Origin of the sequence: Streptomyces sp. V1I1 (assembly GCF_030817355.1) — a bacterium.
Taxonomy (GTDB): Bacteria; Actinomycetota; Actinomycetes; order Streptomycetales; family Streptomycetaceae; genus Streptomyces.
The window spans coordinates 4,216,707-4,242,883 of sequence record NZ_JAUSZH010000001.1 but is presented as its reverse complement, the minus strand read 5'-3'; the positions used below and the strand labels follow the sequence as shown (position 1 = coordinate 4,242,883).

The 26,177-nt window shown below is 71.3% G+C and carries 19 protein-coding genes, 2 tRNA genes and 2 pseudogenes; 8 read left to right on the top strand and 15 right to left on the bottom strand.

All coding sequences use genetic code 11. The annotated features are described in order from the left end of the window. The first annotated feature begins 34 nt into the window (after nucleotides 1-34). From QFZ67_RS19920 to QFZ67_RS19910, 3 genes are all read left to right on the top strand, one after another. Nucleotides 35-880 carry an RNA polymerase sigma factor SigF gene (locus QFZ67_RS19920; RefSeq protein WP_307662435.1) on the top strand — a complete coding sequence of 282 codons (846 nt, stop codon included), beginning with the start codon at nucleotides 35-37 and terminating at the stop codon, nucleotides 878-880. A 233-nt stretch (nucleotides 881-1,113) separates the two neighbouring features. Then, nucleotides 1,114-1,977 (top strand): RNA polymerase sigma factor SigF, encoded by an 864-nt coding sequence (locus QFZ67_RS19915; RefSeq protein ID WP_307662434.1) that lies wholly within the window; start codon nucleotides 1,114-1,116, stop codon nucleotides 1,975-1,977. Nucleotides 1,978-2,037: 60 nt separating this feature from the next. Next, complete coding sequence (locus QFZ67_RS19910; protein WP_307662433.1) at nucleotides 2,038-2,841, top strand: hypothetical protein; 804 nt, start codon at nucleotides 2,038-2,040, stop codon at nucleotides 2,839-2,841. A gap of 29 nt (nucleotides 2,842-2,870) precedes the next feature. Here the strand turns inward: QFZ67_RS19910 and QFZ67_RS19905 are convergent, their stop codons facing one another. Further along, nucleotides 2,871-3,089 carry a hypothetical protein gene (locus QFZ67_RS19905; RefSeq protein WP_307662432.1) on the bottom strand — a complete coding sequence of 73 codons (219 nt, stop codon included), beginning with the start codon at nucleotides 3,087-3,089 and terminating at the stop codon, nucleotides 2,871-2,873. Nucleotides 3,090-3,283: 194 nt separating this feature from the next. On the opposite strand from QFZ67_RS19905, the gene QFZ67_RS19900 reads away from it, so the two are divergent. The 3 genes from QFZ67_RS19900 (at nucleotide 3,284) to QFZ67_RS19890 (ending at nucleotide 6,242) form a co-directional block, all read left to right on the top strand. Further along, nucleotides 3,284-3,739, top strand: a complete 456-nt coding sequence (locus QFZ67_RS19900) for a MarR family winged helix-turn-helix transcriptional regulator (RefSeq protein ID WP_307662431.1) — start codon at nucleotides 3,284-3,286, stop codon at nucleotides 3,737-3,739. Nucleotides 3,740-3,762: 23 nt separating this feature from the next. After that, nucleotides 3,763-5,646 carry an MFS transporter gene (locus QFZ67_RS19895; RefSeq protein ID WP_307662430.1) on the top strand — a complete coding sequence of 628 codons (1,884 nt, stop codon included), beginning with the start codon at nucleotides 3,763-3,765 and terminating at the stop codon, nucleotides 5,644-5,646. Between the two features lie 128 nt (nucleotides 5,647-5,774). Continuing rightward, nucleotides 5,775-6,242: a PPOX class F420-dependent oxidoreductase gene (locus QFZ67_RS19890; RefSeq protein WP_307662429.1), complete on the top strand. Its 468-nt coding sequence runs from the start codon at nucleotides 5,775-5,777 to the stop codon at nucleotides 6,240-6,242. A 1,041-nt stretch (nucleotides 6,243-7,283) separates the two neighbouring features. Here QFZ67_RS19890 and QFZ67_RS19885 read toward each other — a convergent pair. From QFZ67_RS19885 to QFZ67_RS19830, 12 genes and pseudogenes are all read right to left on the bottom strand, one after another. Continuing rightward, nucleotides 7,284-8,075 (bottom strand): TetR/AcrR family transcriptional regulator, encoded by a 792-nt coding sequence (locus QFZ67_RS19885; protein WP_307662428.1) that lies wholly within the window; start codon nucleotides 8,073-8,075, stop codon nucleotides 7,284-7,286. A gap of 34 nt (nucleotides 8,076-8,109) precedes the next feature. Then, nucleotides 8,110-9,130: pseudogene (locus QFZ67_RS19880) on the bottom strand (MFS transporter). 73 nt (nucleotides 9,131-9,203) lie between these two features. Beyond that, nucleotides 9,204-11,460: pseudogene (locus QFZ67_RS19875) on the bottom strand (ArnT family glycosyltransferase). After that, nucleotides 11,457-12,818 (bottom strand): bifunctional glycosyltransferase family 2/GtrA family protein, encoded by a 1,362-nt coding sequence (locus tag QFZ67_RS19870; protein ID WP_307662427.1) that lies wholly within the window; start codon nucleotides 12,816-12,818, stop codon nucleotides 11,457-11,459. Before QFZ67_RS19870 ends, QFZ67_RS19875 begins: the two are co-directional and overlap by 4 nt. A gap of 25 nt (nucleotides 12,819-12,843) precedes the next feature. After that, nucleotides 12,844-14,301, bottom strand: coding sequence for a HAMP domain-containing sensor histidine kinase (locus QFZ67_RS19865; protein WP_307665899.1), 1,458 nt, complete (start codon nucleotides 14,299-14,301; stop codon nucleotides 12,844-12,846). A gap of 52 nt (nucleotides 14,302-14,353) precedes the next feature. Beyond that, nucleotides 14,354-15,091 carry a response regulator transcription factor gene (locus QFZ67_RS19860; RefSeq protein WP_307662426.1) on the bottom strand — a complete coding sequence of 246 codons (738 nt, stop codon included), beginning with the start codon at nucleotides 15,089-15,091 and terminating at the stop codon, nucleotides 14,354-14,356. A 66-nt stretch (nucleotides 15,092-15,157) separates the two neighbouring features. Further along, nucleotides 15,158-16,078, bottom strand: a complete 921-nt coding sequence (locus QFZ67_RS19855; RefSeq protein WP_307662425.1) for an amidohydrolase family protein — start codon at nucleotides 16,076-16,078, stop codon at nucleotides 15,158-15,160. Continuing rightward, nucleotides 16,071-16,415, bottom strand: coding sequence for an antibiotic biosynthesis monooxygenase (locus tag QFZ67_RS19850; RefSeq protein ID WP_307662424.1), 345 nt, complete (start codon nucleotides 16,413-16,415; stop codon nucleotides 16,071-16,073). The genes QFZ67_RS19855 and QFZ67_RS19850 overlap by 8 nt, the downstream gene beginning before the upstream one ends. Before the next feature lie 87 nt (nucleotides 16,416-16,502). Continuing rightward, nucleotides 16,503-17,375: a DUF2797 domain-containing protein gene (locus QFZ67_RS19845; RefSeq protein ID WP_307662423.1), complete on the bottom strand. Its 873-nt coding sequence runs from the start codon at nucleotides 17,373-17,375 to the stop codon at nucleotides 16,503-16,505. Between the two features lie 28 nt (nucleotides 17,376-17,403). Then, a complete protein-coding gene (locus QFZ67_RS19840) occupies nucleotides 17,404-18,264 on the bottom strand; it encodes an arginase family protein (protein WP_307662422.1) in 861 nt (286 codons plus the stop codon). Between the two features lie 139 nt (nucleotides 18,265-18,403). Next, nucleotides 18,404-18,476: transfer RNA gene (locus QFZ67_RS19835), tRNA-Arg, on the bottom strand. 159 nt (nucleotides 18,477-18,635) lie between these two features. After that, nucleotides 18,636-18,729, bottom strand: a tRNA-Ser gene (locus QFZ67_RS19830). 246 nt (nucleotides 18,730-18,975) lie between these two features. On the opposite strand from QFZ67_RS19830, the gene QFZ67_RS19825 reads away from it, so the two are divergent. Beyond that, on the top strand, nucleotides 18,976-19,431 hold the full coding sequence (locus QFZ67_RS19825) for an SSI family serine proteinase inhibitor (protein ID WP_307662421.1): 456 nt from the start codon (nucleotides 18,976-18,978) through the stop codon (nucleotides 19,429-19,431). A 168-nt stretch (nucleotides 19,432-19,599) separates the two neighbouring features. Further along, the gene (locus QFZ67_RS19820) at nucleotides 19,600-23,535 is read left to right on the top strand and encodes a PAS domain-containing protein (protein ID WP_307662420.1); all 3,936 of its coding nucleotides are present in this window, start codon (nucleotides 19,600-19,602) and stop codon (nucleotides 23,533-23,535) included. Between the two features lie 75 nt (nucleotides 23,536-23,610). Here QFZ67_RS19820 and QFZ67_RS19815 read toward each other — a convergent pair whose 3' ends face one another. Further along, nucleotides 23,611-25,257 carry a long-chain fatty acid--CoA ligase gene (locus QFZ67_RS19815; protein ID WP_307662419.1) on the bottom strand — a complete coding sequence of 549 codons (1,647 nt, stop codon included), beginning with the start codon at nucleotides 25,255-25,257 and terminating at the stop codon, nucleotides 23,611-23,613. Nucleotides 25,258-25,456: 199 nt separating this feature from the next. After that, complete coding sequence (locus tag QFZ67_RS19810) at nucleotides 25,457-26,038, bottom strand: SigE family RNA polymerase sigma factor (RefSeq protein WP_307662418.1); 582 nt, start codon at nucleotides 26,036-26,038, stop codon at nucleotides 25,457-25,459. Nucleotides 26,039-26,177 lie beyond the last annotated feature (139 nt).

The following is a 26,177-nucleotide window of genomic DNA, read 5'->3' as shown; positions in this document are numbered from 1 at the left end:
TGACCGTAGTTGACCGCAAAGGGGTCGCGTGACCGTGCCGGCCAGTACTGCGCCTCAGGTGCCGCCCCAGAACGAGCGGCCCGACGATCCCCCGGCCACTGCCGGGAAGCCCCAGAGCAGGGGCGCGGACACCCGGGCGCTGACCCAGGTGCTCTTCGGCGAGCTCAAGGGACTCGAACCGGGCACCCCGGAACACTCCCGGGTCCGCGGGGCGCTGATCGAGGCGAATCTGCCACTGGTGCGGTACGCAGCCGCCCGCTTCCGCAGCCGCAATGAGCCGATGGAGGACGTCGTCCAGGTCGGCACGATCGGGCTCATCAACGCGATCGACCGGTTCGACCCGGACCGCGGGGTGCAGTTCCCGACCTTCGCAATGCCCACCGTGGTCGGCGAGATCAAGCGGTACTTCCGCGACAACGTGCGGACCGTGCATGTGCCACGACGGTTGCATGAGCTGTGGGTGCAGGTCAACGGCGCGACCGAGGATCTGACGACGGCTCATGGCCGCACGCCCACGACCGCCGAGATCGCCGAGCGGCTGAAGATCGGCGAGGACGAGGTGCTGGCCTGCATCGAGGCCGGGCGCTCGTACCATGCGACTTCGCTGGAGGCGGCCCAGGAGGGCGACGGGCTGCCCGGGCTGCTCGACCGGCTCGGTTACGAGGACCCGGCGCTGGCCGGCGTCGAGCATCGTGACCTCGTACGCCATCTCCTCGTACAACTGCCCGAGCGGGAGCAGCGGATCCTGATGCTCCGCTATTACAGCAATCTGACGCAGTCGCAGATCAGCCAGGAACTGGGCGTTTCCCAGATGCATGTGTCAAGACTGCTGGCCAGAAGCTTCGCGCGACTGCGATCCGCAAACAGGATCGAGGCGTAGCTGGAACGGGTAGACCACTCCAGGACCCCTTCAGCCACCCATAAGCCGCACACCCCCTCTTTCCAGCGCAAATTCACCCGACACTTGTCGACATGTCACTACAGCGTGTTGCCGACATGTGACATTCTGCCGGAACCGCGTTTGCCGCAGCCCCGCCTCCGGTATTCAGGTGGAGGCTGCGTTCCTCCGATGGTCGTGGCCGCCGCGACCGTCCGCGACCTCAAGGGGGTGGCATGTCCTCAGAACAGGGCAGCTCCAAGGTGCTCACGCTCACGAAGAGCGCTCCCGCACCCGTCGTGCCTGACAGCTCGGAAGCCATCGACACCCGCACCCTGTCCCGCTCCCTGTTCCTGCGGCTGCGCGCGCTGGATACCGAGAACGCCGCGGGCACGGGCAACACCCCGGAGCGCACCTATGTGCGTGACACCCTCATCGAGCTCAATCTCCCCCTCGTGCGGTACGCCGCGGCCCGCTTCCGCAGCCGCAATGAACCGATGGAGGACATCGTCCAGGTCGGCACGATCGGCCTGATCAAGGCGATCGACCGGTTCGACTGCGAACGGGGGGTGGAATTCCCGACGTTCGCGATGCCGACGGTCGTCGGCGAGATCAAGCGCTTCTTCCGCGACACCTCGTGGTCGGTGCGGGTGCCGCGCCGGCTCCAGGAGCTGCGGCTCGCGCTGACCAAGGCCAGCGACGAGCTGGCGCAGAAGCTGGACCGCTCCCCGACCGTTCCCGAACTTGCCGCGGTGCTCGGGGTGTCGGAGGAGGACGTGGTCGACGGCCTCGCCGTCGGCAATGCGTACACCGCCTCCTCCCTGGACTCCCCCTCGCCCGAGGACGACGGCGGCGAAGGCTCGCTGGCGGACCGGCTCGGGTACGAGGACTCGGCGCTGGAGGGCGTCGAGTACCGGGAGTCGCTCAAGCCCCTGCTGGCCAAACTCCCGCCCCGCGAACGGCAGATCATCATGCTGCGCTTCTTCGCGAACATGACCCAGTCGCAGATCGGCGAGGAGGTCGGCATCTCCCAGATGCATGTCTCGCGGCTGCTGACCCGTACGCTCGCGCAGCTGCGGGAGGGCCTGATCGCCGACTGAACCCGGCGGAACCCAGTGAGCGGGGTTCCTTATTGACGGTGCGTCAGACACACTGACGCGATGCGACGACGTCATGGAGCAGCTCTCGCAGCGGTCGCGCTCTGCCTCGGCGGGGCGCTGACCGCGTGCGGGAGCGGTGGCGGCGACGGTTATGTGGCGGTCGGCGCCGCCGGGTCCGGGCCCGACGAGGCGCCCAGCGCCGCCGTGCCGCCGACGGGCAAGGTCGTACTGGTGCCGCTGGACGGCGCCGTGCCGTCCGGTGACTCGGAGGGGAAGACGCCGGAGGAGAAGCCGGGGAAGCCGGGCGAGCGGGAGCTGCCCGCCGTCCCGGGCGGCGGCGGCACGGGAAGTACGAGCGGCGGTACGGGAAGTGCCGTCGGCGGTACGGGTGGCGGCGCAGGCGGCACCGGAAGCCCGGACGGTACGGGCGGAGCCTCAGGCGGTACGGGAAGCACGGGCGGCTCTGGCGGATCAGGTGGCTCGGACGGCCCTCCTGCCACCCCCACCACCCCAACCCCGCCCGGTACACCGCCGAAGCCGGCCCCGACCCCCGCCGGGCCCGCCGTACTCACGCTCGGCCAACCGGTCCGTGCCGCCCTCGACAAGCGCTGGTGCGAGAAGGTGACGGTTCAGTTCCGCAACACCGGCGGCTCACCGGTGACCTCGGGCACCGTCACCTTCGCGACGCACATCATCGGCGCACTCGGGATCGACTGGGCGACCATCGAGTCGGCTCAGCCCCTGCCCGCGCCGATCGCCGCGGGAGGGTTGAGAAAGCAGGCGTACACCGTGTGCGTGGACGCCTGGCGGGTGCCGCTGGGCATGCATATCGAGACCCAGAGCGTCACCGCCGTATGGAAGTGACCCGGCGGAAGGTGACTCGGTCGGCGTGATCAGCCGAGCGCGAGCCAGGCCACCGCGCCGAGGATCACGACGGCCGCGATGACGCCGGCGATCAGCCCGGCGCGCGAGGACGACTGCGCGGGTGCCGCCGCCTGGCGGCCCTGCGGCGCACCCTCGTCGACGAAGGCGCGGAACATCTGGGTGCTGCCCGCCGGGTCGTAGTTGCCCTCGGGGCCCTGACCTTGGGGAGCGTGGGGGTTGTGTGCCATGGGGCAGGACCCTAGCGAACCCGGGTGGCGGGCCCAACCCCGGGCGGGCAGCAGATATCTCCCTGCGCGGGCCATGACCGGCGGCATGCGAAGGCTTTGGTGTTCCTTTACTACTGCAAGCCCGTTTTCGTTTGCCTGTAGCAACCAACGGCTTCTATGGTTGCCCTAAGCAACAAGATGGGGAGGGGCCTGCCATGGCCGCACAGAGTCAGTACGCGGAACTGGCCCGCCAGCTCAGCGCCATCGGCGCCATAAAGCGTGGCATCGCGCGGATCCTGCCCGTCGAGTGCCCGTCCGGCTCGGCCGCCGTGCTCACCCTGCTGGACCGGCACGGTGGGATGCGGATGAGCCGGCTCGCCGAGCTCCTCGCCGTCGACATGTCGGTGACCAGCCGGCATGTCGCCCACGCCGCCGAGCGCGGCTGGATCGAACGGACCCCCGACCCGGGCGACAAGCGCTCCCGCATCCTGCGGCTGACCCCTTCGGGCCTGGACACGCTCGACGAGCTCGCCCAGCGAACCACCGACATGTTCGCCCGCCACCTCAACGACTGGTCCGACGACGAAGTCGGACAGCTCATCGTGATGCTCGCCAGGCTGCGCGACTCCTTCGGAGACTGCCGGGCCCACGCCCCCCGTACACCCGCATGACACGACGCAAGACAAGGAACTCAATGGCTACGACCACACCAGCCGGTGTGCGGGGCGGCCACGCCAAGCATGGAGGGCACTCCTTTGCCGACGGCGCGCCGATGACACACAGGCAGATCATGGAGGCGTTGTCCGGGCTGCTGCTCGGCATGTTCGTCGCCATCCTGTCGTCCACGATCGTCTCCAACGCCCTGCCGGAGATCATCACCGACCTCGGCGGCGGACAGAGCGCCTACACCTGGGTGGTGACGGCCTCGCTCCTGGCGATGACCGCGACCACCCCGCTGTGGGGCAAGCTCGCCGACCTCTTCTCCAAGAAGCTGCTGGTCCAGATAGCCCTGGTCATCTATGTCCTGGGCTCGGTGGTCGCCGGGCTCTCACAGAGCGTCGGCATGCTCATCGCCTGCCGCGTCGTCCAGGGCATCGGCGTCGGCGGTCTCTCCGCCCTCGCGCAGATCGTGATGGCCGCGATGATCGCCCCGCGCGAGCGCGGCCGCTACAGCGGCTACCTCGGCGCGACCTTCGCCGTCGCCACCGTCGGCGGCCCGCTGCTCGGCGGCGTCATCACCGACACCGAGTGGCTCGGCTGGCGCTGGTGCTTCTACGTCGGCGTGCCCTTCGCGCTCATCGCGCTGATCGTGCTGCAGAAGACTCTGAAGCTGCCGGTGGTGAAGAGGCAGGTCAAGGTCGACTGGGCGGGCGCGTTCTTCATCAGCGCCGCGGTCTCGCTGCTGCTGGTCTGGGTGACCTTCGCCGGTGACAAGTACGACTGGATCTCCTGGCAGACGTACGCCATGCTCGGCGGCTCGGTCGTGCTCGGCGCGCTCTTCCTGCTCGTGGAGTCGAAGGCGAGCGAGCCGATCATCCCGCTGCGGCTGTTCCGCAACCGCACCATCACGCTGGCCTCGCTGGCCTCGCTGTTCGTCGGCGTCGCGATGTTCGCGGGCACGGTCTTCTTCAGCCAGTACTTCCAGCTGGCGCGCGACGAGTCGCCGACGATGTCGGGCGTCATGACCATCCCGATGATCGGCGGCCTGTTCATCTCGTCGACCCTCTCGGGCCAGATCATCACCAAGACGGGCCGCTGGAAGGCGTGGCTGGTCAGCGGCGCCGTGCTGGTGACGGCGGGCCTCGGTCTGCTGGGCACCATCCGGTACGACACCGAGTACCGGCACATCGCGGTCTTCATGGCCGTCATGGGTCTCGGCCTCGGCATGATGATGCAGAACCTGGTGCTCTGCACGCAGAACCAGGTCGCTCCGGCTGACCTCGGCTCGGCCAGCTCGGTGGTCACCTTCTTCCGTTCGCTGGGCGGCGCGGTCGGCGTCTCCGCGCTGGGCGCGGTGATGTCCAACCGGGTTACGCAGTACGTCAAGGACGGGCTCGCCGAACTCGGCCCGCAGGGCGCGGCGCTGGGCCACGGCGGCACGGGCGGCGGGGGCATCCCCGACCTGGACAAGCTGCCGGCTCCGATCCGTACGGTGATGGAGAGCGCGTACGGGCACGGCGTCGGCGACATCTTCCTCTACTCGGCGCCGTTCGCGCTGCTGGCCTTCCTGGTGACGCTGTTCATCAAGGAGGTGGCGCTCAAGTCGAGCGCGGCGCCGGAGACGTCGGAGGGTTCTGTCCGGGGTGTCGTGCGGGCAGGCACCGATCACCGTCCGCTGGCGGACGCCCGGGTGACCCTGCTGGACGCCACGGGGAACGTGGTCGCCACCGCGACGACCGGGGACGACGGGGCGTACGGCTTCGCCGACCTGGACACGGGGCAGTACACGGTCATCGCGACCGGATCCCCTCCCCCACTGCCTTCGGCGTGGGAGGTACCCCCAGTGGCGGGCGCGCTGACGGTGGCCGGTCGCGGGATCGAAGGGCACGACATCGAACTCGCCCACCCCGGCGAGTAGTCGATCCCCCGGAGCGCTCCGGGCGGAGGCGGCTCCTCGGCAATCGGCACGGCGCTGAGGGTGAAGCAGGCCATCCGGGCCGTCCAGGGTGAGGTCCTGCCGACGGCCTGAGGATTAGGCTGCCGCGCATGGCACCCAACATCGCCACCAACACCACGGTGGACCTGGACGAGTTGCTGGAGTTCGTACGCCCCAGGCACCGGGCAATCCTGCTGACCACCCGGACGGACGGCACCCCGCAGGGCTCCCCGCTGACCTGCGGGGTCGACGACTCGGGCCGGATCGTGATCTCCACGTACCCGGAACGCGCGAAGACCCGGAACGCGAAGCGGAACCCGCAGGTCAGCTTGATCGTCCTGTCGAACGACTGGGACGGGCCGTGGGTCCAGGTGGACGGCACGGCGGAGGTGATCGACTCCCCGGCGTCGGTGGAGCCGCTGGTGGAGTACTTCCGGAATATCGCGGGGGATCATCCGGACTGGGACGAGTATCGCGAGGCGATGGTGAAGCAGGGGAAGTCGATCATTCGGGTGACGCCGGGGAGGTGGGGGCCGATCGCGAAGGGCGGGTTCCCGGCGAGGCTGAGCGAGAACTGACGCGCGGGGGCTTTGCGGCTGCGCCGCGGTAGGGGGCATGCCCTGGCCGCTGGCGGAGGGGTACGCGGGGTGAGGGCGCGGTCCTTTCCCCACCCCGCCCCTTCCCGGCTGTGTCAATTTGCGGCTCCGCCGCGTGGGGGGGCATGCCCCGGCCCCTGGGCGGAGGGGTACGCAGGGCGCGGGCGCGAACTTTCCCCCACCCCGCCCCTTCCCGAGACTGGGGGCGCTGCCCCCAGGCCCCCTGGCGGGGAGGGGGAGGGTACGTGGGGGCTGACGCCCCCACACCCCCGGCTACTCCGGCGGCTTCGCCGCGGAGCCCGCGAAAGCGGGGCGGCCTCGCGCCGAACACGAAACCGGAGACGGGGGCCGACGCGCCCCCATACCCCGCCACGCGGCGGGGTCGTCGCGGAGCCCAGGAAGGCGGGGCCGGCGCCCTACACCCCTGCCACGCGGCGGCTTCGCGCCGCCCAGGAACGTGGGTCAGCACCCCCGCCGCTCCGGTGGCTTCGCCGCGGAGCCCAGGAAGGCGGGGCTGGCGCCGCCGCACCCATGCCGCTCCGGCGGCTTCGCGCCGCCCAGGAACGTGGGTCCGCACCCCCGCCGCTCCAGTGGCTTCGCCGCGGACCCCAGGAAGGCGGGGGCTAGCCCCCGGCCGCTCTGGCGGCTTCGCCGCGGAGCCCGCGAAAGCGGGGCTGGCGCCCCCGCGTCCCACCGGGCGGCGGCTTCGCGCCCCCGGGCGGGCCCGAACCGAGTACCTCCCGTTGGGGAGGGGCCGTGCAGGGTCGTCCCCGCAGGGGATCGGCGGCCGGACCCAGTGATCAACACGAACCCCTTCACGCCGCCGGCCCCGAGGAGTCGAGCCCGGAGGGGCCCCGGAACCCGCACCCCACGACACCGGGCAACCCCGCGACCCGCACCGCGGCCCCCCGCACCCGCGGCACCGGGCAACACCGCGACCCGCACCCCCGCACCCCCGCACCCCACGAAACCGGGCAACCCCGCAGCCCGCACCGCGGACCCCCGCGGCCCCGGGCCACCCCCCTACGCGCGAGCAACCATCGCTTCGATGCCGGCCACCAGCAGCTCCAGCGCAAAGTCGAAGTCCCGCTCCCGCATTTCCTCCACCGTGTCCCCGCCCCGCGCCTCCATCAGTTCCGACGCGTTCGCGAAGCTCTCCCTGAACTCCGGCTGCTCGCTGATCGTCCCCATCGCCTGGCGGAAGTACTTGTCCTGGCTCATCCCCGCCGCCGCGCACCGCTGGATGAAGTGCCCCTCGATCGTTCCGAACCCGTACACGAACTGGAAGACCGCCGACAGCCCGCCCATCTGCCCGTGCGGCGGCAGCCCGGTGTTCCGCATCACCTGCTGCACCGCCAGCGAGAACGCCATCGAGTGCGGCCCGATGTTCAGGAACGTACCGATCAGCGCCGACACCCACGGGTGCCGCACCAGCAACGCCCGGTAGCCCGTGGCCAGTTCACGCAGCTGGTCGCGCCAGTCCGTCTCGATGCTCACGTCCGGCAGGGGGAAGGTTCCATACACCGCGTCGAGGGCGAGCTCCAGCAGGTCGTCCTTGGTGTCGACGTACCAGTAGACGGACATCGCGGTGACGTTCAGCTCCGCGGCCAGGCGGCGCATCGAGAACTTGGCCGCGCCCTCGGAGTCCAGCAGCCGGACCGTCGCTTCGATGATCTTGTCGCGGTCCAAGCCGGCCGGCTGGCCCGACTTACGGCCCCGGTCCCGATCCCGATCCCGGTCACGATCCCGGTCCTTGCCGTCCAGCCACACACTCGTCCGCGCGGGACCCTTCGCGCGGTCGGCCGCACTCACCATCGCGCACCCTCCTCGGTTGGCCCCCGCCCCGATGCTATTCCGCTGCCCTGGGTGATTCTGCCCGGTCCGACCGCCGCAGCAGCATCGCGGCCAGCAGGCCACCGGCCAGCACCGCCACCGCGCCGACCAGCTGACTCGTCCGGAGGCCGGAGGCAAAGGCGTCCGAGATCCGCTCCCGCCCATCGGCATCGCCCGCGGCCGCCAGCGCCGCGGGCAGCGAGGCCGCGCCCACCCGTCGGTACGAGCGCGGCGAAGCGGGAGCTGAGCACGGCACCGAGGACGGCCCGCCCAGCCCGTTGCCGAACTCGGCGAGCGTGCCGTTGATGCCCGCGCCCACCCCCGCCCCCACTCACCGCAAGACCGAGCAGCATGCCGGAGTACGCATCCCCGCCGCGGCCGAGGCCAGGACCTGCGTGGAGGTCCGGGCGGTCGCCCTGCGGGTTTGGACTGCGGTACGAGCGCGACGACCGCGAACAGGCCGATCGCCGCCACCGGAATGTTGATCAGGAAGATCGCGCCCCACCAGAAGTGGTCGAGCATGACCCCGCCGATCAGCGGACGGCCGCGAAGCCGAGGGAGTTGACGGTGGATCAGAGTCCGATGGCCTTGACCCGTTCGGCGGCGTCGAAGATCTGCACGACGACCGCGAGGGTCGTGGTCATCAGCAACGCGCCGCCGAAGCCCATGCCCGCTCGGGCGGCGATCAGCTGGGTGGTGGACTGGGCAAGCCCGGCGGCGAGCGAGCCGACGCCGAACAGCGCGAGGCCGGAGATCAGCGTCTTCCTGCGGCCGTAGCGGTCGGAGGCGTTGCCCGCGGTGAGCAGCAGTCCCGACTGGACCACCGAATACGCGTTGATCATCCACTGGATGTCGGCGGTGGAGGCGTCGAGCTCCCTGGCGAGGGAGGGGATCGCGACACTCAGGACGGTGTTGTCGAGCAGCACGGTGAGCTGGGCGAGACAGATGACGCCGAGGACGAGCCAGCGCTGCGGATGGCCCGAGGTGCCCGAGGGGCGCGTGTCGACCGGGTCGGTCTCGGCGGTCGTCGCCGTCATGGACGCCCCTTGTACGGTGTACGCGACTCAGGTCTCGTACACCGCACAAGGAATCCTCGTACGCCGTATAGGGCTATTCCTCGTCGGTCAGGTCGTAGAGCGTCGCGCCGTCAACGGGTGACCTTGGTGAAGGTGGACTCGATCCAGGAGGTGATCCCGGAGCTGGAGTTGCCGCCGGGCCCGCCGCCCTGCCCACCACTCGCGATGAAGTAGTGGATCTTCCCGTCCGCGACGTACTGCTTGAACTGCGCGAGGGTCGGGGACGGGTCACTGCCGTTGAAGCCGCCGATCGCCATCACCGGCTTCTCGGTGGCGAGCTGGTAACTGGCCGCGTTCTGGGAGCCGATGGCCGCGGCGGCCCAGGTGTAGTCGTCGGCGTTCTGCTTCAGCTTGGCCTCGACCTTGGAGTTGACGTTCGCGCCGTTGGGGAGACCACCCATGCCGCCGCCCATGCCGCGCTCGCCGGCCTGGCCGCCGCCCGGGAACGCGCCGGGCATCTGGCCCTGGACCCGACCCTGGCCCTGCTGCCCGCCGGTCGGGGGCTGGCCCATGCCGCCGCCGGGACCACCCTGCTGGTTCCGGCCCTGGCCCTGCGCCTGGCCGGGCGGCTGCATCCGCCCGCCGGCCCCGCCGTCACCGCCGCCCGGACCACCACCACCGCCCGGACCACCGCGGCCTCCCGCCACCGCCGGTCCCGCCGTCACGATCGAGCCCGCGTGCCCCTCGCTCACCGTCGTGAGGGAGTACGCGACCGGCCCCGCCAGCGACGCCGCAAGCCCCAGCACCGCGGGGCCGAGCGCCAGCCGACGGCCGAGTCGCCCCGCGAGCAGCAGCCCCGCCGCGGCCGCCAGACCGCCGATCAGCACCGCCCACCGCAGCCACGGCAGATAGTCCGTGCTCCGGCCAAGGAGGGTGTACGACCAGTACGCCGTCACCGCGACCGTGCCGCCGAGCGCCGCCGACGCGAGGAACGAACGCCGCTCCTCCCACAGCACCGTGGCGCCCATGCCGACGAGCGCGGCGATGTACGGCGCCAGCGCCACCGTGTAGTACTCGTGGAAGATCCCGGCCATGAAGCTGAAGATCCCCGCGGTCATCAGCAGCGAGCTGCCCCAGACCAGGAACGCCGCCCGCGCAGTGTCAGTTCTCCCCCAGAGCCTGCCGGCCTGGGAGGTGCCCCCAGCACGCCAGGTGACGACGAGTCCGGCGATGAGCAGCAGCAGCGCGGCGGGCAGCAGCCAGGAGATCTGGCCGCCGATGTTCCCGCTGAACATCCGGTCGATGCCGGTCTCGCCCCAGCCGCCACCGCCGCCGCCACCGCCGCCACGGGCCCCGCCACCGCCGCCTCCGACGCTGCCGGTCTCATTGCCGTTGATCCGGCCGAGGCCGTTGTAGCCGAAGGTCAGCTCCAGGAAGCTGTTGTTCTGCGAGCCGCCGATGTACGGGCGCGAGGAGGCGGGCCACAGCTCGACGATCGCCACCCACCAGCCGCCCGCGACGACCATCGCGAGCCCGGCGAGGGCGAGTTGGCCGAGCCGCCGCCGCAGCGTCGTCGGCGCGCACACCGCGTACACCAGCGCCAGCGGCGGCAGGATCAGGAACGCCTGGAGCGTCTTCGTCAGGAACGCGAAGCCGACGGCGACGCCCGCCCAGACAAGCCACTTCGTCCGCGCGCCTTCGAGGGCGCGCAGCACGCAGTACACCGTCACCGTCATCAGCAGTGCGAGCAGCGCGTCCGGGTTGTTGAAGCGGAACATCAGCGCGGCGACGGGCGTCACGGCGAGCACCGCGCCCGCGATCAGCCCGGCTGTGGGCGTGAAGCGCCGACGTACGGCCCCGTACAGCACGCCCACCGTGGCGAGACCCATCAGCACCTCGGGCAGCAGGATCTGCCAGGAGCCGAGCCCGAAGAGCCGTACGGACAGGGCCATCGGCCACAGCGCGGCCGGGGGCTTGTCGACGGTGATGGAGTTCGCGGCGTCGGACGAGCCGAAGAAGAAGGCCTTCCAGCTCTCGCTGCCGGCCTGGGCCGCCGCGGAGTAGAAGGAGTTGGCGTAGCCGGACGCGCTCAGGTTGTAGAGGTAGAGGAGCGCGGTGGCGACAAGGAGCGCGAGGAAGGCGGGGCGCACCCAGCGGGCGTCCTCGGCCCGCCCGCGCCACCAGCGCGCGGGCGCCGACGCGGAACGCCGTAGTCCGTGCCCCGCGGGGGCGGAGGGCTCCGCCCACACGGGCGGAGCCACGGTGACAGCGTCCCCGGCGGCGGCCACGGCGTCCACGGCGGCAGCACCGCCTGGCTGCATACCCTGGTATCGGTCGTGTTGCGTGGTCATCGTCGATTCCTCGTCATCGTGATCGTCTCGTCGTCGAGGGACATGGCGTACAGCGGCGCGGTCGTGTCCCCGCGAGGGGCGCCGGGTGCGCCCGGTCCGCCCGGCACAGACACGTCACCGCGCCGGTCGGGGAAGACCCACGCGCGGAAGAGCAGGAACCGCAGCACCGTCGCCGCCAGGTTCGCGGCGATCAGGACCGCCAGCTCCGTGCCGTGGGACGGATTCCCGGCGGCCGCGTCCAGGGCCGCCAGCGAGCCGCTGGTCAGGGCGAGGCCGATGCCGAACACGACCAGGCCCTGGGCCTGATGGCGTACGGCGCGGTCCCGGCCGCGCACCCCGAAGGTGAGCCGCCGGTTCGCGGCCGTGTTCGCGACGGCGGACAGCAACAGCGCGCCCGCGTTGGCGACTTGAGGCCCGGCTCCCGCCCGGAAGACCGAGTACAAGAGCAGATACAGCAGGGTCGAGAGCGCGCCGACCACACAGAAGCCGACAAGCTGCCGGGCAAGTCCGCCCGGCACTCCGGTCAGCTGCCTGTCCCGCGGATCGTCCCCGAAGGGCCGCGCCAGCCGGTCCAGCGGCAGCGCGCCGACCGCCAGCGCCCGCCCCACCCGCCACACACCCTTGAGGTCTTCGGTCGCCGTGCTCACGATGTGCACCGTCGAGTCGGGGTCGTCGACCCAGTCCACCGGCACCTCGTGGATACGCAGCCCGGCTCGCTCGGCCAGCACCAGCAGCTCGGTGTCGAAGAACCATCCGGTGTCCTCGACCATCGGGAGCAGCCGCTCGGCCACCTCCCGCCGTATCGCCTTGAATCCGCACTGCGCGTCGGAGAACCGCGCCGCCAGCGACGACTTGAGAATAAGGTTGTAGGCGCGCGAGATGAACTCCCGCTTCGGGCCCCGGACCACGCGCGACGAGCGCGCGAGCCGGGACCCGATCGCGAGATCCGAGTGCCCGGAAATCAGCGGCGCGACCAGCGGCAGCAGGGCGTTGAGGTCGGTGGACAGATCCACGTCCATATAGGCGAGGACGGGCGCGTCGGAGTGCGACCACACGGTGCGCAGCGCACGCCCCCGGCCCTTCTGCTCCAGCCGGTACGCCCGTACCTCGGCGATCGAGCGGTCGAGCCGGGCGGCCACCTCGGGCGTGCTGTCGGTGCTCGCGTTGTCCGCGATGGTGATCCGGAAGCCGTACGGGAAGGTCCGTGCGAGGTGGTCGTGCAGCCTGCGCACACACCGCTCGAGGTCATCCTCCTCGTTGTAGACCGGGATCACCACGTCGAGTACGGGCAGGTCGGCCGTGTCGGCGAGCAGATGCTCCCGGGCCGGCAGAGTCCCCCTTGGGGTGTCGGTTCGCATGGAACGACACTCGGCGGGCGCGCTGTCACGGCTGTGTGATGTGCCTGTGCCCCGTCTGTGAGTCGTACGCGGCGGGCAGTTCCACCGCGAAGACGGTGTGCCCGAGCCGGGACCACACCGTCACGGTGCCGCCGTGCGCGGTGACGACGGCCTGCACGATCGCCAGGCCGAGACCGGTGCTTCCAGCGTGCCGGGACCTGGACGCGTCGCCGCGCGCGAACCGTTCGAAGATGTGCGGTTGCAGCTCGGGCGGGATGCCGGGCCCGTCGTCCTCGATCTCCAGCACGACCTTCGGCCCGCCGACGCGCACCCGCGCGGTGACGGTCGTGCCGGGCGGTGTGTGGGTCCGGGCGTTCGCCAGCAGATTGACCAGCACCTGATGGAGCCGGGCGCCGTCGCCCCGCACCGCCGCGGGCTCGACCGGCAGCTCGAGGAGCCACTTGTGGTCCTGGCCGACCGCCCGCGCATCGCTGACCGCGTCCACGACCAGCGGTGAGAGATCAGTGCTCTCGTACGAGAGCGGGCGTCCGGCGTCGAGACGGGCGAGCAGCAGCAGATCCTCCACCAGGCCCGTCATCCGGGTCGCCTCGGCCTCGATCCGCCCCAGCGCATGCCGGGTGTCCGCGCCGACGTGCTCCCGGCCGCGCCGGGTGAGTTCGGCGTAGCCGCGTATCGACGTCAGCGGTGTACGCAGCTCATGGCTGGCGTCCGCGACGAACTGCCGTACCCGCGTCTCGCTCTCCTGCCGCACCGCGAGCGCCGAACCGACGTGCCCCAGCATCCGGTTGAGCGCGGCGCCGACCTGCCCGACCTCGGTCCGCGGATCGGCCTCGGCGTCCGGGACCCGCTCGAGCAGGGCCACCTCGCCGCTGTCCAGCGGCAGTTCGGAGACCCTGGTGGCGGTGGCGGCTACCCGCCGCAGCGGCCGCAGCGCGACGCCGACAAGGGCGGCGCCGGCGATCCCGGCGGCGATCAGTCCGGCGCCGGTGACACAGACCTCGACCACGACGAGGGTGCCGAGCGCGTCCTGCAACTCTCGCGTAGGGAGCCCGACGAGGAAGGAACCGCGCATCCCGGTGGTGTACCTGACCCGGTAGTCGCCCCGGCCCGCCAGCTCCACGGTGTGCGGACTGCCGTCGCGCGGTACCTCCGTCAAGGCCTCGGTCTGCGCCACGGTGAGCGGGCTCACCTGCGGCGCGAGTCCGTCCGACGCCTGCTCGGTGCTGGCCACGCCCCGGTCGATGCTGCCGTCGTCGGCAACCAGGGCGCCGACGGTGCCCACCGGCATACCGCCGCCGGTGACGAAGCCCAGCGGATCCTTGGACAGCGTATCGATGGGCGGCCGCCCGCCGTCCGTGTCCGGCGGGCCCGCGGCCCGGGCCGCGACGTTGCGCAGCTGGATGTCCAACTGGCCGTACAGATAGGTGCGGTACGCGATCGCCGTGACCGTGCCGATCACCGCCGCCACCACCGCGATCAGCATCACCGCCGAGACCACGAGCCGGGTCCGCAGCGACCGCCGGCGGCTCCGGGTCCTACTCACCGGGCTTGATCAGATAGCCGGCCCCACGCCGGGTGTGGATCATCGGCGTACGCCCCGCGTCGATCTTCTTCCGCAGATACGAGACATACAGCTCGACGACATTTGCCTGCCCGCCGAAGTCGTACGACCACACCCGGTCGAGGATCTGCGCCTTGCTGAGCACCCGCCGCGGATTGCGCATCAAGAAGCGCAGCAGCTCGAACTCCGTCGCCGTCAGATGGATCGACTGCCCGCCCCGGCTCACCTCGTGGCTGTCCTCGTCGAGCGTCAAGTCCCCGACCGCCAGCAGGGATTCGCTTCGTACGGCCGCCGTCCCCGACCGCCTGATCAGCCCGCGCAGCCTGGCCACGACCTCCTCCAGCGAGAACGGCTTGGTGACATAGTCGTCGCCGCCCGCCGTCAGCCCCGCGATCCGGTCCTCGACCGCGTCCCTGGCGGTCAGGAAGAGCACCGGCACCTCGGGCAGTTCGCGCCGCAGCCGCCCCAGCACCGCGAGACCGTCCATGTCGGGCAGCATCACATCGAGCACCACTGCGTCCGGCCGGAAGTCGCGCGCCGAACGCACCGCGCCCGCGCCGTTCCCGGCGCTGCGCACCTCCCAGCCCTCGTAGCGCAGGGCCATGGACAGCAGCTCGCTCAGCGCCGCCTCGTCGTCCACGACGAGCACCCGGACGGGGCTGCCGTCCGGCCTGAGCATTTCGGTACGCCCCTGGGGCGAGGTCGCGGTCATGCTCGTACCCTGCGACCTCGCCCTGAGAGGGTCCTTGCCCGTCCCTGTGAATTCCCTGAGAAAGCGCTAGGAGGCGGCGGGAGCGTCGGGCAGGTCGAAGAGCCGCGCGCCGTTGTCGTGGCAGACCGCCCGCAGCCAGCCGTCCCCGAGCCCGAGCCGTTCGAGCACCTGTAGCTGATGGGCGTACGGATACGGAATGTTGGGGAAGTCGGTCCCGAGGAGAATCCGGTCCGTCAGCTCCAGCAGCCGCCCCTTCTCCCGCTCGGGGAAGGGCGCGAAGCGCTCGCTGAAGTCCGTGAAGGCCATCGTCGTGTCGAGGCGGACCTCCCCGTACCGCTCCGCGAGATCGAGGAAGTCGGCGTACTCCGGCATCCCCATGTGCGCCACTACCAGCCGCAGCCGCGGATGCCGCGCGAGCAATCGCCCCACCGGCTCGGGCCCGGTGTGCTTGCCGGGCACCGGCCCGGACCCGCAGTGCACCACCACCGGGACCCCGGCATCGGCGAGCAGCCCCCACGCGGGATCGAGCAGCGCGTCATTGGGGTCGTACGCCCCCACCTGGAGGTGCGCCTTGAAGATCCGGGCCCCGCGCTCGACGGCCTCGCGCACGTACCGCGTGACTCCTTCCTCGGGGAAGAGGGTCGCGGTCTGCAGGCACTCGGGTGTGCGCGGCGCGAAGTCCGCGGCCCAGCCATTGAGCCACTCGGCCATGCCCGCCCTGTGCGGATAGAGCATCGAGGTGAAGGCACGGACCCCGAAGTCACGCAGCAGCGCGACCCGTCGCTCCTCCTCGTGCCGGTAGGTGATCGGCCACTCCATGCCGGTCAGCGGCCCGGCGGCGTCGAAGTAGGCCCACACCTTCTTGAGGACCTGCTCCGGCATGAAGTGGGTGTGTACGTCGACGAGCCCCGGCAGTCCGAGCCGCGTCCAGAACTCCCTTACGTCCGCAGCCTCGTCCTGGTCCGCCGTCTCATTGACTTCACTCACGCTCAAATCCATAACTCCGCTCGACCTTGCCGACATGGACGCTGTAGCTCTCGTACCACTCGGCGCGTCCGCGCTTCTGCGCCGCCTGGTGCTCCAGATTCCGCTGCCAGGCGGCTATGGATTCCTCGTCCCTGAAGTAGCCGACGGAGATCCCGAGTCCGCCGGGGGTGCGCGCCGACTCGTATCCCAGAAAGCCGGGGACCTCCTGCACAAGTTCCTTCATCCTCTCGGCGGTCTCGCCGTAGCCCTCGGGCCGCTCGGTCTGAACGGAGGTGAACACCACGGTGTAGTAAGGCGGTTCGTGTGCCGCGACAGGCCTGATGTTTTCGATGCTCATGACGCCCACCTTCCGTGCCAGGTCAGGGAGGTGTCCACCCTCATTGCCGTAAGGGATCCAAACGGGATCCAAGACTTGACCATCCGGTCAGAAGAGCCCGTCCTGCACCGATCCGGGCGCGGAGCCCATGTCGGCGAGGGGCACCGTCACCCCCGCCCCCGAATCGGACCCGACGAGCGCCCACCCGGTCATCAGCCGGGTATCGAGTACGACAAGCCCGTCCCCCGCGGTCCGCAGATGCAGATCGGGGCCGGCGGCCACCATCAGCCGCCCGGCCACCACCCCGCCGTCCACCAGCTCGCGCACCACCCCGGTCGCGGCCGGCAGCCCGTCGAGACCGAACACCCCGGCGTGGTCGACCGCCTCGAAGCCGATGCGCTCCAGCGACTCGGCCCACCCGGTAAGCCCGACCGCACGCCGGTGCAGCTCCTCGACCTCCGCGGCGCGCTCGGCCGCCCCCGGCAGCGCGGCCCGGACCGCCCGTTTGTCCGCGTACGGAATCCGGTCCGGCACCCCCAGCGCACTGCGCAGCAACTCCTCGGTCCGCCGCGCGGCCATCAGCGGCCCGCGTCCGAGCCAGCTGAAGACCACGGCCCCCTGCTCAAGCAGCCGCGCGGGCCCGCGCTCCTCCGCGGTGATCCCGACCTTGACCATCCCCGGCCCGAACCAGGCCAGATACACGCGGTACGTCCGCGGATCGTCGGCCATGGTGTCGGCGGCCACCGAGTGCGCCCGGTCCAGCCGCGCGCACTCCGCACACCGCGCTCCTGTTGCCCGCCCGCTCACGACGGCCACCAGGGGACAGGGATTCCCACGCGCCCCGACACACCGCCGCTGCCCTTCCGCCCGGAACCCCAGCTCTTTCCCAGGGGTCAGCGGGCTGACCCGCCCGCCTTCCCACGCGAGTACGGCCGTCCGCGCCCCGCGCGGCCAGCTGAGCCCGGTGCACCGCCACGCCATACACACCTCCGCCCGACTACGCGGGACGCTACCCGAGCCCTCGGCACAGGCACTCGACGAGGCGAGCGGCGATGGTCCCGTCGGGATCGAGGCGCGGATTGAAGATCGTCACATCCAGACCGACGGCCCGCTCGTCGCCCAGCGCCGTCCGCAGCACGCTCTCCAGCTCGGCCCAGCTCAGCCCACCGGGCAGGCGATAGTCGACAGCCGGCATGAGCGCGTCGTCCAGCACGTCGACATCGAGGTGCACCCAGTAGTCGCCGAGCCGCCCGACGGCCTGCCGCGCCGCCGCAGCTGCCCCAATCGCACGCACCCCGTCGAGGTCGACGGCATGCAGCCGCTCCGGCAGCGGCTGCATCCCGGCCGCCGCGGACTCCTCGGAGTCACGGAACCCGAAGGCGACGACGTCCTCGTCCCGCACTAGCGGCCCAAGACCTTCGATATCGGCCAGCACCCGCGGCCCGCGTCCGGTCGCCAGGGCGAGCTCCATCGACGCCACTTCACCGGTCGGCTCCGCGGCCGGCTGGTAGAAGTCGGTGTGCCCGTCGAGGAACAGCAAGCCGTACCGACCCCGTCGGCGCAGCGCGAGAAGACTGCCGAGCAGGATGCTGCAGTCCCCGCCGAGGACGATTGGGAAGAGCCCCCGATCGATGACCCCGCCAACAGCGTCCGCCAGCCGTACGGAGTAATCGGCGATACCACCCGGATTGAGCACCCCGGTCTCCTGGTCCCGCCCCGGGTCGTACGCCGGCGCCTCAACCCTCCCCGCCCGCACCGCCCCGAGCCGATCCCCGAGCCCGGCCCCGACCAGAGCCGCGGGCAGCTCCTCAACCCCGGACGGCCGCAGCCCGAGGACGGACGGCGCCTCGATGATCGCCGGCTCTCGCACCCCGGATCCCTTCGTCGGACGCACGCTCAGGTCGCTGTCGATGATGGGCGGTCAAGGGCGACGTCGCGACCGGGACGGACGAGGGGGGTACGGGCAACGCACGAGGCCCCCGGAATTCTCCGGGGGCCTCTCAGCTGTGTGCACTCGGCAGGATTCGAACCTGCAACCTTCTGATCCGTAGTCAGATGCTCTATCCGTTAAGCTACGAGTGCTTGGCGTTCCGGGCTTTTGTGCCTGGTCGGCGTTGCGGGAACAACATTACATGACCCGCGCCGTCAGGTGAAATCCGTTAAGCGCACCCCGCCTGACCTGCGAAAACAACGTCGAAACGACCGAAGCCCCCGCCATTGGCAGGGGCTTCGGTGATCAACTGGCGGAGGCGGAGGGATTTGAACCCTCGATGGGCTTTAAGACCCAAACCGCATTAGCAGTGCGGCGCCATAGACCGGACTAGGCGACGCCTCCAGCCCACCCGCGTGGGCGCGAGTGGTGCGTGCAGATGATGACACAGCCCAGCGGGGTGTCACCAATCGCTGCCCACGGTACTAGGCACGCGGGCCGCAGAGCAAAGTCCGGGGGCCCGGGGCCCGGGGGCGGTCCCCCGGAGAACATACTTCCGGTTGCGCAACGCCGAGGCTCAAGGAGCGTTAGAGATGCCGGGGCCTCGCTGCCCTTGAAGGATTCGTGATCTCTTCAGCTCCAGGAGCTCCCATGCTGCGCCGCATCGTCCTCACCGCAACCGCGTCCTTCGCCGCGCTGGTCGCCGCCGTGCCTGCCGCCGGGGCCTCGCCCCTGCCCCTCGCGCTGCCCCTCCCGCTTCCGCTGCTGTCGCCCCAGGCCGCGGACCAGCTGACCATGACCGTCTCCGAGACCGGGGCGCGGACCGACGGGCTGTACCAGCTGGAGTGCGGGCCCACCGGCGGGACCCACCCCTCCGCGCAGGCCGCCTGCGACCGGCTGGACCAGCTGGCGCGGGACGGAATGGACCCGTTTGCTCCAGTGCCCCAGGACCAGATGTGCACCCAGCAGATGGGCGGGCCCCAGACCGCGCACATCACCGGCACCTGGCAGGGGCAGCGCGTGGACGCCACCTTCAGGCGGACCGACGGCTGCGAAATCTCGCGCTGGCGGACCATGGAGCCCGTACTGCCGAACACCAGGTCATAGGCCCAAGGCGTACGCCATGTGCACACAACCTTGGTGAGAGCTCCCCCTCATCCGCCGCCCCTCGCACATCGCTGCCTTTAGACTCCCTCCAGTGACAGGCTGAGGCCCGAGGGGCAAGATGGGACCGGCCGTCCGCACCATGCAGTAGGTCAGGGAGGAACCGCCGTCGTGAGCAGCAGGCCATCCCGAGGCGCTGCTCGCCTCGCAGCCATACTCGACGCCCTTCCGGATGGGCTCGTGCTCGTCAACTGCAACGGCACGGTCGTCAACGCCAACACCATCGCCCTCGAACTCTTCGAGACGCCCGGCACCGCCCTCGTCGGACGCGGGCTGCTCGATCTGCTGCCCTCCTTCGACTCCCGGCTGATCCCGGGCTCCATGCGACGGCCCGAGGCGGCGGACGAGCGGGGGCGCACCAAGCCGGCCCGGATGGTCGCGCGGCGTACGGACGGCAGCGAGTTCCCTGTCGAGGTGACCAGCGCGAGCCTGGAGGACGGTCGTGAGGCGTACGACTCGTACACCGGCTACACCGGCGACGAGCTGCTGATGCTCGTCGTACGGGATCTCTCGGGCACCGTGGACACGGAAGCGGAGCTGGCGCGTTCGCAGCGGCAGACCGAGATGATTCTGCGGGCCGCGTCCGAGGGTGTCGTCGGGACGGACACGGACGGTCGGGTCGTTCTGGTCAATCCGGCCGCCGCGCAGATCCTCGGGTTCCGGGCGAGCGACCTGGGCGGCCAGGAGCTGCATCCGCTGATCCTGCACTCGCGGGCGGACGGCGAGCCCTTCCCGTACGAGGAATCACCGCTCGCGGACACCCTCAAGTCCGGCCGCAAGCACCGGGTGCGCGGGCAGGTGCTGTGGGCGAAGAACGGCTCGACGGTGGCCGTCGATCTGACGACCGCGCCGGTACGGGACGGGGACCAGCTCGTCGGCGCGGTGATGACCTTCACCGACCGGCGTCCTTACGAGGAGCTGGCGGAGCAGCACGCGGCGGAGGTCACGCAGACGACCGAGCGGCTCACTGCCGAGCTGGCCGAGACCACCGAGCGACTCACTGCCGAGCTGGCGGACAAGTCGGAGCGGTACTCCGCCGAGATCGAGGCGCGCGCGGAGCGGTACGAGGAACTGGCCGCCCGGCACGCCCAGCTGACCGCCGTCCTCGGCGAGTCGCTGCGGGGGCCGCTGGAGGAACTCCGCGCCGAACTGGGGACGCTGGCAGCCGACCCGGCAGGCCAGCTGTGGCCCGAGGCCAACCAGATCCTGCACCATCTGGCCGCCGGATATGCCCGGATGACAACGCTTGTCGACAATGTGCTGGGCTTCCAGCGGCTCGACACCGGCGCCGAGGGGCTGAACAAGGCGAACGTACTGCTCGACGGTGTCGTGGCGGCGGGCGTCGAGGGCGCGATCGAGTTGATCGGTCCCGGGCGGGCACAGTTCGCGGTGCACGCGCCGCCGATAGAGGCCGAGGTGGACGCGGGGCGGCTGGCGACGGCGCTCGCGCATCTGGTCGCCGACGTGGCCGGGGTCGACTCGACCGGCAAGGCCCGGGTGGTTCCGGGCGGTGGGTATGTGGACTCGACGGTCGTGGTGGCGGCGGCGCAGCGCGGTGACGTCGTACGGATCGAGGTGCGGGGGCCGTTCGCCGGGGGAGACCCGGTGCACGAGCCGATCGTGCGCGGGATCGTACGGGCGCACGGCGGCGTGCTGCAGACGCATGAGGTGCCGGGGATGAGCGGCAGCGCGTACGTCCTGGAGGTGCCGCTCGGCGAGGGCTCGGGGACGGTGACGGCTCCCGCTCCGGCTCCGGCTCCGGAGCAGGCCGGTGCACTCGCGCTGCCGGAGCAGCAGACGGGCACGCCCGGCGGGCGCGGGCGACGGCGCGCGCGGCGGGCCTCCACGGATGCCTTCCTGGAAAGCCCGGTGGCCATGGAGGACCCGGTGGCCGCGCAGCCGACGGGGCGGCGCCGGGCGCAGGGGCAGGAGACGCAGCAGGAACTGATCCCGGCCCAGGATTCGGGCGAGGGGAGTGGTCCCGCAAACGGCGGAGGCGCCGGGGGCGGCGGAAACGGCGGGACCGGGCGGCGGCGCGGGCGGCCGAGCCCCGCCGAGCAGGCCGTCGCGGTTGCTGCGGGCGGCGTCCGGCCCGCCGAGGGCTCGGTGGTGACGGCCGCGGAGGGCGCGGCGTCGACCGGGCGCGCGGCGCTCGGCGAGACGGTGCCGCCGCAGGGCGTGCCCGTCGAACCACATGGAACAGGCCCCTCGGGGCGGCGCGCGCGGCGCGGCGCGGAGAGCGGGCTGCCCGAACTCTCCGCTGCTCCGGGTCCGGGCGCAGGTCCGGGTCCGGGCGCGGGTCCGGCTCCGGGTCCGGCTCCCGGTGCGCCTGCCGGGCGGCGAGCCAGGCGGGCGCTGGCGACCGCGCCGGCCGAGGTGGAGTCAGGACGTACGGCGTTCGCGCTGCCGCCGGCCGAGGCCGACCGGATCTTGCCGACGGCCGGCGAGACGGATGCCTCGCTGCCGGGCCGACACGACGCCGTACGCACCGAGCCTGGCACCGATCACCACACGCCGCCGCAGCCGCATCCCGTGCCGACGGGCCGCCGCCGCGGCCGCAAGGAGGCGCAGCCGCTGCCCGCCGAGGCACCGGACGCGCAGCCCGTACCGCCCGGCGTGCAGCCGGACGGGCAGCTCCAGATGCAGCCCCCCGTACAGCCGCAGACGCAGCCCGAGTGGGCGGAGGCCAGCACCTCGGGCACCGGTCTCGCGGCGCTCGCCTCCGACGGCTCGACCGGTCAGCACACGGCGGATGTCGACGAGACCGCCACCGCCGCGAGCACCGCCCAGAGCACCGCGAGCGCCGCGAGCACCGGGGAGACGGCCCAGGTCACCGGTTCCGTATCCCTGCCGGAGCCGCAAACGCCGCAGACGCAGACGCAGACGCAGCGACCGACGCAGCCCTTGCCGCAGCCCGCCGCCGACGGGCCGTCGGCCGCGCCGCGCGCCGCCCAGCCGCTGCCCGCCGAGGCTCCGGCTCCGGCGGACTCCACGCAGGGGCGGGCGTTCAGCGTGCGCACGCTCGGGCAGGGCGTGCCGTTCTCGCAGCAGATCGCCCAGCAGCAGAACCAGACGCTCGCCTCCGGCCGCCGCCGCAAGCTGGCCACGCCCCCGGAGGGCGAGCGGCCCGAGACCGCCGCCCGGCCGCACCCGCAGGCCCCGGCGCAGACCGGGTCGCGGCTGCCGGCCGACCGGTCCGAGGGCCGGGCGTACGTGATCGGCGCGCCCGACGAGGGCGCGGAGGGCCCCGAGCCGCTCGACGGCCCGGGCGGCGCGGTCGAGGTGGCCAACCAGCCGCAGCCGCAGCCTGTCGACGACGAACTGCCCCCGGAGCCGCTGGACAACCCGCGTCGGCTGCTGGTCTGGCCCGCGCCCGACGTCTCAACGCAGCAGGCACTGAGCGACCGCGGCTACCGCCCGGTGGTCGTGCACTCGCGCGAGGAGGTCGACGCGCAGATCGCAGCCTTCCCGGCGGCGCTCTTCGTCGACCCGCTGACCGGCCCGATCACCCGGACCGCGCTCCAGTCGCTGCGCCAGGCAGCGGTGGCCGCTGAGGTCCCGGTGCTGGTGACGGCGGGTCTGGGGCAGGCGACGCGGGAGGCGGCGTACGGAGCGGATCCGGCCGTACTGCTCAAGGCGCTCGCCCCGCGCGACAGTGAACAGCACCCCTCGCGCGTGCTGTTGATCGAGGAGCACGAGGAGATCGCGCTCGCGCTGTCGGCGACCCTGGAACGCCGCGGCATGCAGGTCGCCCGCGCAGGCGCGGACGCGGACGCGGTCACGCTCGCCGCCCAGATGCGGCCGAACCTGGTGGTGATGGACCTGATGCAGGTACGCCGCCGCAGGGCCGGGATCATCGACTGGCTGCGCGCGAACGGCCGGCTGAACCGCACCCCGCTGGTCGTCTACACCTCGGCGGGCCTCAACCGCGCTGAACTGCCACGCCTCTCGTCGGGAGAGACGGTGCTCTTCCTGGCGGAACGCTCCACGAGCAACGAGGTCCAGGCCCGTATCGTCGACCTGCTGGCGAAGATCGGGACAAACTGATCTGCAAGGGGCGGCAGTTGTCACCGCCGCCCCTTGCAGCACGTACTGGGGCTGCACGCACTACAGCCGCACGTACTACAGCTGTGTGACGTCCAGCTCGCCGTCCGCGTACTGCCTGCGGATCACCTTCTTGTCGAACTTGCCCACGCTCGTCTTCGGCACCGCCGGAATCACCGCCCACCGCTCCGGCAGCTGCCACTTCGCGATCTTCTCGGCGAGGAAGGCCTTCAGCCTTTCGTAGTCCGCGGTCGAACCATCCTTCAGCACCACCGTCGCCAGCGGCCGCTCGCCCCACTTGTCGTCCGGGACCGCGACCACCGCCGCCTCCACGACCTCCGGGTGAGCCATCAGCGCGTTCTCCAGATCGACGCTGGAGATCCACTCGCCGCCGGACTTGATGACGTCCTTCGCGCGGTCGGTCAGCGTCAGAAAACCGTCGGAGCTGATCACGCCGACGTCGCCGGTCTTCAGCCAGCCGTCCTCGCTGAACTTGTCCTCGGGCTTGAAGTCGTCGCCGCCCGCGCCGCCGTAGTACGCGCCGGCGATCCAGGTGCCGCGCACCTCCAGCTCACCGGCCGACGCGCCGTCCCACGGCAGAAGATCGCCGCCGGGGCCGACCAGACGGGCCTCGACGCCCGCCGGGAAACGGCCCTGGGTGACGCGGTACGGCCACTCCTCCTCCGCGCTCAGCCCGGCAGGAGGGTGCGCCATCGTGCCGAGCGGGGAGGTCTCCGTCATGCCCCAGGCGTGGCACAGCCGCACGCCCAGCTTGTCGTACGCCTCCATCAGCGCCGGCGGGCAGGCCGCGCCGCCGATGGTGACCTGCTTCATGGAGCTCAGGTCCCGGGGGTTCGCGGCGACTTCGGCCAGCAGGCCCTGCCAGATGGTGGGGACGGCAGCGGCGTGCGAGGGCCTCTCGCGCTCGATCATGTCGGCGAGCGGCGCGGGCTGCAGGAAGCGGTCGGGCATCAGCATGCTGATGCCGGTCATGAACGTGGCGTGCGGCAGGCCCCAGGCGTTGACGTGGAACTGCGGGACGACGACCAGGGTCGTGTCGCGCTCCGTCAGCCCCATCGACTCGGCCATGTTGACCTGCATGGAGTGCAGATAGATGGAGCGGTGGGAGTAGACCACGCCCTTGGGGTCGCCAGTGGTGCCGGAGGTGTAACACATGGCCGCGGCGGAGCGTTCGTCCAGCTCCGGCCAGTCGTAGCTGGTCGGGCGGCCGGCGATCAGCTCCTCGTATTCGTGCACCCGCGCCTGGGTGTCGGCCAGGAGTCCGCGGTCGCCCGGGCCGGACACCACGATGTGCTCGATAGTCGGCAGATCCGGCAGCAGCGGCGCGAGCAGCGGGAGCAGCGAGCCGTTGACGATGACGGCGCGGTCGGCGGCGTGGTTGACGATCCACACCAGCTGCTCCGCGGGGAGGCGGAGGTTGAGGGTGTGCAGTACGGCGCCCATGGAGGGGATCGCGAAGTACGCCTCGACATGTTCGGCGTTGTTCCACATCAGGGTGGCGACGCGCTGGTCGCCGTCGATCCCTAGCTCGTCGCGCAGGGCGTTGGCCAGTCGGGTCGCACGCTCCCCGACCTCCGCGAAGGTGCGGCGCTGCGGCTCGGCCTCACCTGTCCAAGTGGTGATCTGCGACTTTCCGTGGATCGTCATCCCATGCTGAAGGATGCGGGTCACAGTCAGCGGTACGTCCTGCATGGTGCTCAGCACGGCGTCCTCCCGGTGGGCGCTAGCGCTAGGTGGCAGTAAAGGTGTGAAGATTCTGCTCACGTACCGCTTGGTATGTCACTACCCGGGAGTAAGGATTCGCCCCACATCGGCAGACGGGATCGGACTCACATCAGCGCACGGGCGGGACTGGATCAGCACACCGGGGCCGGACTGGATCAGCGCACGGGAGCGGACCGGATCAGCGCACGGGCGACAGTTCCGGGTCCTCGCGGAGCTTGCCGAGCGCCCGGGACACCGCGCTCTTGACCGTGCCGACCGACACTCCGAGCACCTCGGCAGTCTGTGCCTCGCTGAGATCCTCGTAGTAACGCAGCACGACCATCGCCCGCTGCCGGTCCGGCAGCTTCATCACGGCGCGCCACATGGCGTCGTGCAGCACCTGCTGCTCGGCGGGGTCCGGCGTGGGCACCGTCTCCGGCTCGGGCAGCTCGTCGCAGGCGAACTCGTCCACCTTGCGCTTGCGCCACTGCGAGGTACGGGTGTTCAGCAGGGCACGGCGGACATAACCGTCGAGCGCCCGGTGGTCCTCGATCCGCTCCCACGCGACATACGTCTTCGTGAGCGCGGTCTGCAGCAGGTCCTCGGCGTCGCTCGGGTTCGCGGTGAGCGAGCGGGCGGTACGCAGCAGCACGGGCCCCCGCGCCCGTACGTACGACGAGAACGACGAATAGCGTGCGCAGGGCGCATAGCGCGCGGTCGGCGCGTAGGAAGGCACCGGCGCGGCGGCCTTCGAAGCGCTTGTGCAGACTGGCGTGGTCATAGGTCCACGCTAGGAGTGGGCGGTACTGTCGCGGATCGGCCCCAGGTCCCGAAGCGTTGTCCGCCTCAGGTTGTACTGGTGGTGTTGCCCTCACCTCCTGAAGGTGGAGGAGACCCTCAGGGTCGGACAGGGCAACGGA